Annotated in this window: 6 protein-coding genes; all 6 read right to left on the bottom strand. The window is 75.2% G+C overall.

The window, feature by feature from the left end; genetic code table 11:
* Positions 1 to 492 (bottom strand): hypothetical protein (locus ETD83_RS38400; protein WP_138650105.1); only part of this gene is annotated, 492 nt, incomplete at its 3' end.
* Positions 493 to 622: 130 nt separating this feature from the next.
* Positions 623 to 1,972 (bottom strand): AAA family ATPase, encoded by a 1,350-nt coding sequence (locus ETD83_RS38395; RefSeq protein WP_230421473.1) that lies wholly within the window; start codon positions 1,970 to 1,972, stop codon positions 623 to 625.
* Complete coding sequence (locus tag ETD83_RS38390; RefSeq protein WP_138650104.1) at positions 1,969 to 3,441, bottom strand: hypothetical protein; 1,473 nt, start codon at positions 3,439 to 3,441, stop codon at positions 1,969 to 1,971. The genes ETD83_RS38395 and ETD83_RS38390 overlap by 4 nt, the downstream gene beginning before the upstream one ends.
* Positions 3,442 to 3,448: 7 nt before the next feature.
* Entirely contained in the window at positions 3,449 to 4,543 is a 1,095-nt protein-coding gene (locus ETD83_RS38385) for a hypothetical protein (RefSeq protein WP_138650103.1), read from the bottom strand.
* Positions 4,540 to 5,439, bottom strand: coding sequence for a hypothetical protein (locus tag ETD83_RS38380; protein ID WP_205718121.1), 900 nt, complete (start codon positions 5,437 to 5,439; stop codon positions 4,540 to 4,542). The genes ETD83_RS38385 and ETD83_RS38380 overlap by 4 nt, the downstream gene beginning before the upstream one ends.
* Before the next feature lie 69 nt (positions 5,440 to 5,508).
* Entirely contained in the window at positions 5,509 to 5,898 is a 390-nt protein-coding gene (locus tag ETD83_RS38375; protein ID WP_138650102.1) for a VOC family protein, read from the bottom strand.
* Between the last annotated feature and the right edge of the window lie 23 nt (positions 5,899 to 5,921).

The following is a 5,921-nucleotide window of genomic DNA, read 5'->3' as shown; positions in this document are numbered from 1 at the left end:
GCCTGGGCGGGTGGTGAAGAAGACGGAGAAGGAGCCCTGGAGGCGTGCGCGGACGGTCTCCTCGTCGACGGGGCCGTCCGCGGGGACGGGGGTGCGGTCGAGGGCGCGGTCGATGAGGACGTCGACGTTGCGGTCGGCGACGAGGACGGAGCACGTGTCGCACGCGTACCACGGGTAGAGCATGTTCAGGACGGCGACGGCGGTGTCGTCGTCCGACAGGTGCGTGGTGTCCAGCTCGACCTCGAACATGTCGGTGTCCTCGGGGTCGAGGGTCGGGTAGTAGAGCCACCTCGGCCCCGACGCGCCGCAGAAGTCGCACGCCTGGTCGTGCTGGGCGGGTTCGCCGACGGCCAGCTCCAGCTCGTGGTCCCAGGGCTCGACACGCCGGTTGTGGCGGTAGCCGACCCCGTCGAGCGACCCTTCACGGTTGTGCGTGACGTCGTGCACCTCGCCGCCGCAGCGGGCGCACATGAGGCCGATGTCCTCCTCCATGTCCCTTCCCCCTGATCGCTGAGGCACCCGGCTCTCACAGTATCCGTCCGGGAGCCGGCTCGTACCGGTCGGCACGATCTTCGACACGTTGAAGATCTTCGTCCCTGGGGCCGCGGGCCGCGCGTCCCGGCTAGTCTCCCGGGACGCGATGCCCGGCCAGGTGCGCGAGAACCGACTGGTTGGCCTCCCAGCCGTCCGGGAACTTCACCGGCACACCGAGGTGCACCGGCTCCGCGGACGGGTGCGCGTCCAGCAGCTCGGGGATGCCCGCCCGCGCCACCACCACGCAGGCGTGCCGGTGCCGTGACGCCAGGACGCACAGCCGCCCCGACTCCAGATGGAACGCGGTCGCGTCGCGGCGCCCGGACAGCGGGTGCAGGACGACCGTCGCGTCGTACTCGCGGCCCTGGAGCCGGTTCGCGGTGTCGACGGTGATGCCGTCGCCGTGCGGGCCGAGCGCGGCGCGGATCGCGGTGACCTGGTCGCGGTGCGCCGCCCCGATCGCGATCCGGGCGGCGTCCACAGGCCTCGACCCCAGCTCGGAGTGCGCGACGGGACCGCGCTGCAGCAGCCGGACGGCCAGCGCCGCCGTCGCGCGGACGGCCTCCGCGTCGGTGCGCAGTGTGTGCCTCGCGGGCAGCTCGTAGAGCGCCCAGCCGGTGGCCGCGGCCTCTTCGAGCGCCCGGTCGTAGGTGGTGCCCATGCCGCGCGCCCCGTACTCCAGCCGCCGGTCGCCCGGCCCCGTCCCGGCGCGGAAGCCGGTGAACGGGTAGAACGCCTCCGACACGACGGGCGCGGCCGACGCGGGCAGCCGCCACGACACCGGCAGCCGGTGGACGGGCAGGCCCGGGTTGTGCGCCAGCAGGACGGACACGGCGCTGCGCATCGGGTCCCAGGTCAGGCCCGCCCAGCGTTCGACCTCGACCGTGGAGAACGGGTCGAGCTGCCCGGGGTCGCCGACGAACAGGGCGCGCTCGAAGCGTCCGGCGATGCGCAGGAGCATGTCGGAGCGCATCTGGTACGCCTCGTCGACGATCGCCCACGGCCAGGAGCCCTCGGAGAGCGTCGCCCATTTCGCGGCGGTGGCGATCACGACGGTGTGCTCGGCGAGGTCTCCGGCCTTCTGCGCGACCCGCACCGCCGGATACGCCAGCACGCGCTCGGACGGCACGTATCCCGACGCCGACAGGCGGCCGAGCGTGATGCCGGGATGCCTGCCCGCGATCCGCTCGATGAGGTCGTCCACCTGCTCGTTCGTCTGCGCGACGATCATCAGGCGCTCGCCGGCCGCGGCCAGGTGCGCGGCGGCGCGGACCACCAGCGTCGACTTGCCCGCGCCGGGCGGGGAGTCGACCACCACGCCGCGGTGCCCGCCGCCGAGGTCGGCGAGGACGTCGTCGACGACCCGCGCCGCTGCCTCCGACGGGTTCAGCTCGTCCGCCTGTACCGGTGCCAGGTGGCGGGTTGCGTGTTCGGTCACGACCAGTCCTCCTTGGCGTCCTCGCCGGTCGGCACGTACTCCTCCGGCGGGCCTCCGTGCGTCCACGGCGTGTCCTCGCGGTCGGGGAACTTCGCCGCGCCGAACGAGCCGTCCGTCAGGGAGGTGAAGCACACCCGGTCGCCGGGCTGCGGGACGGCGCCCGGCTCGGGGGTGAGCTTGCGGCCCATCCCGCCCGTCAGCTCCAGCAGCACCGTGCCATCCTCGATCTCCATGATCCTTCCCTTGAGCGCGGGACGGGCCGCGTTGCACACGGTCGCCCCGGGGTCGAGGCGCACCGGGTCCTGCGTCTCGACGCGCAGGTGCGGGCGGAGTTTGGGGCGCTTGCCCGTCTCGTCCAGGCGGGTCGGGTCGCACTCGGTGACGACGCCGCCGAACGCCTGGCCCGCCAGCCGGTGCTCGGCCATGACCAGGGGATCGTCGAAGGCGCGCTGCGCGTCGTAGGCGTCCTGGGCGCGTTCGAGGTCGTGCAGCCGCCGCGCCGCCCGGACGGGCGGGTCGCGGCGGGCCTGCGGATACGCCTCGCCGAACGTCTGGTGGTAGTAGGTGAAGGCGTCCCGGTCGCGCTCCCAGCGCCCCGGCACGCTCGCTCCTTCCGGCAGCGCGCGCAGGAGGTCGGCGGCCTGCCACATCAGGTCCCAGGTCGGGGTGAGCTGCCCGGCCAGGGCGGCGCGCAGGCGTTCCTCGGCGCGGGAGCCGGGGCCCGACCGGTCGTAGGCGGCGACCGCCGGTGCGAGGACCTCGTTGTCGAACGTCGGGTCGGTCGCCGGGCCCGCCGGCGGGCAGATCACCGGGTCCTCGGCGCGGGCGGCGGCGGCCGGGCCGTCCAGGCCGTCCGGCGGAGCGATCCAGCCCATCAGCGCGGCGAGGTTGCCGTCCTCCAGGGAGCTCTGGCCCGTCGCCCAGTGCAGCCGCAGCAGTTCCGTCATCGCGCCCAGGAGGGACGACCCGGGATGGTCGTGCCGGTCGGCGAACCACGTCAGCCACCGTCCGAGCACCGGGACGGTCGGGTCGACCGCGTACGGGCCCTCCGTGCTGCGGAAGCGCGTGGAGCGTCCCATCAGCCGCAGGAACGCGACGCCGCCCCGGTTCGGGACGAGGAACTGCGGCGCGTCCCCGTACCGGATCCGTTCCTCGCCGTCCTTGGCGGGCGGCAGTTCCTCCACCGCGCCGTGGCTCGTCTCGATGTGGTTCAGGACGAGCTTGGCGAGGTCGGCGGCGAACGCGAACCGCAGATCGCGGTTGCGGGGCTGCGGCACGACCAGCAGCGACGGGTCGTCGCGCTCGCTCCCGGCCATCACCGCCAGCGGCGCCGCCGCCTCACCGGCGAGCTTCAGCGGGACGAGGACCAGCGGCGCGTCCGACACATGGCAGTGCCGCACCGTCGCGAGCGGCCGCGCCGCCCCGGCGGCCACCGCCTCCAGCCGGGCGAGCGACGTCAGCGCGCTCATCGGCGGATCACGCGACCCCCTGCAGGGCCTCGGCGCGCAGCCGGGCCGCCGCTTGCAGCTGCGCGGCCGTCTCCGCCAGGTCGTCGGACGGTGTCAGCGACGCGTCCGCCAGCGCGAGCGCCGTGCCGATCGTGTCGACCCCGCCGAGGTCGTCGCGGACGGACCGGCCGAGCGCCCCCGTCTCGCCGCAGGCCCGCGCCTCGTCCCGGCAGAACAGCGCCATCTCGCAGCCCGCCATGCACTCGGGCGCGTACCGGGCCTCCACCGCCCGGACGGACGCGCCGAGCGCCTCCCCGGGCTCGAACGTCAGATCGCCGGGCAGCTCCGCCAGGATCGCGTCGACGCGGGTGAGGCGCGTGAGCTGCCGTTCGAGGACGGCGAGCTGCGGCCGGACGTCCAGCGGCGTCGCGGACGGGCGGTTGGAGAAGTTCTCCGGGCAGACGAGGAACACCTCGTGCGAGACCCGTCCCGGATCATGCCCCAGCTCCGTCACGAGGCGCCGCAGCGCCAGCACGTACACGGCCGACTGGCGGGCCGCCGCCGCGACCTGCTCCGGCTCGGCCTGCCCGTCCACGACGGCGAACGACTTGATCTCGATGACGTGCAGCCGGCCCGCGAGCTGGAACGCGATGACGTCCGGCTCCAGGTACGCGGGACGCCCGGCGATCTCCAGCCGCAGCAGCGGATGGTCGAACAGCGTGCCCTCGCCGGTCTCCAGCGCGCGGGCGAGGAGCCGGCGGGTGCGCGAATGCCGCAGCTCCCGGCCCTCGTTCCCGGCGACCAGCTCCAGGTCGTCGTAGGCGACCTCGGGGACGTCGAGGCCGAGCCCGTCGCGCAGCAGCGTCAGGAGTTCGGCGCAGCCGTCCGCCTTCACCTGCGCCTCGAACGCGTTCCCGCGCGTGATCGCGAACTGCGACTGCCCGAACGGCGCGGGGAAGCCCAGCTCCTGCGCCACCGCGTCCTTGTCGACGCCGGCCGCGTCCATCACGCCGCGGCGGGCGCAGCCCGGGTTGGACGTCAGCGCGGCGATCGTGCGGGCGTCGTGGTTGCGCGGGGGCGCCGCGCCGCGCAGCCGGTCCAGGTCCGGCGCGGTGTCGGTCATCGGTCGGTCTCTCCACTGGTGGCGGGGCTGGTGGCGGGGCTTGAGCGGCGTCCGGGGCGCTGTGCGGTGCGCCGGCCGGAGCCCCGCACGGCGCGCAGCCGGCTGCCGAAGAGCCGTTCCGCGTCGTCGAGCCGGTCCCGGGCGCGGCGCGCGGCGGACTCGCGCCGCCGCCGGTCGGGCTCCCGGTGCACGTCCAGCTCGGCCCGGGCGGCCTCGGCGAGCGCGGCCGGATCGGCTGTACCGACCGTACCGGTCGCGGCACCGGGAATGGTGGACGCGAAACGCCACAGCAGCCGCTGCACCGAGGGCGACGGCGTCCCGCGTCCGGCGGCGTGCTCGGCGAGGCGGGCGGCGGCGGTGAGGAAGTCGGTGCGCGGGCTCAGCGGGCCGACGATCCGCTGCTCCAGCGGCCACGTGCTCACCGTGAGCAGCCCGCGGGCGGGCGCGAGCAGGTCGGCGGTCAGCGCCGCGCACAGGTAGTAGGGCCGCGCGTAGGGGGCGGTGCGGAAGGAGCGCTCCTCGTCGCGCCGCAGGCTCGTCAGCCGGGTGGACGGGATCTCGCCCGGGAAGAACGCCGCGTACACGGCCCCGATCAGCTTCGGCGCGGCGGGCGCGCCGAGCAGGGTCAGCGCCTGGTGGACCTGCTCGCGAACCGGCAGCAGCCCGCGCCCCGCGTCGCCGCGCCCGCCGGTTTCTGAGCCGCCGGTTTCCGGGCCGCCGGGGTCGTCGCCGAGGACGGCGTCGTCCCAGGCCCGCTCCGCGTCCCGCAGGTCGGCGCGCAGCTCGCGGGCCTTCCGCCGGTCGCCCGCCGCGATGGCCCGCCGGACGGCGGCGCGCAACCCGGTGATGCGCGCCTCCAGCTCGTCGGGGGTCGGGTCGCCGGGGGGCCTGGACATGCGGCCGACAGTACCGCCGCCGCCCGACACGTCCAGCCTTTTCCAGCTTTCGCCGTCGGCCCGGCGAGGTCAGGAGCGCGGGTCGCGGCGCAGGGGATGGGCGTCCGGGACCTCCACGATGACGATCTCGACGCCGTCGGGGTCCTCGATCCACATCTCGACCAGGCCCCACGGCTCCTCGCGCGGTTCCCGCGTGACGTGCGCCCCGGCCGCCGCGAGCCGCTCGTGCTCCGCCCGGACGTCCCGCACCTGGAGCCAGATCATGGGGGACGAGCCCGTCCCGCCCGTGCCGTGGCCCGACACCTCCAGGAACCCGGGGCCGAGGAAGAACACGACGCCGGGCGAGCCGGCCGGGCCGAACTCGCGGTACACCGCGAGCCCGAGCACGTCACGGTAGAAGCGCTGGGCGCGGGCCGGATCGGCGGGGCGCAGCAGGATGCGGCTGCTCAGAACGTCCATGGCCACCATCCTCACCCCCTGTC

It is taken from the genome of Actinomadura soli (assembly GCF_005889715.1).
Lineage (GTDB): Bacteria > Actinomycetota > Actinomycetes > Streptosporangiales > Streptosporangiaceae > Spirillospora > Spirillospora soli.
This window is presented reverse-complemented; position numbering and strand designations above follow the sequence as displayed.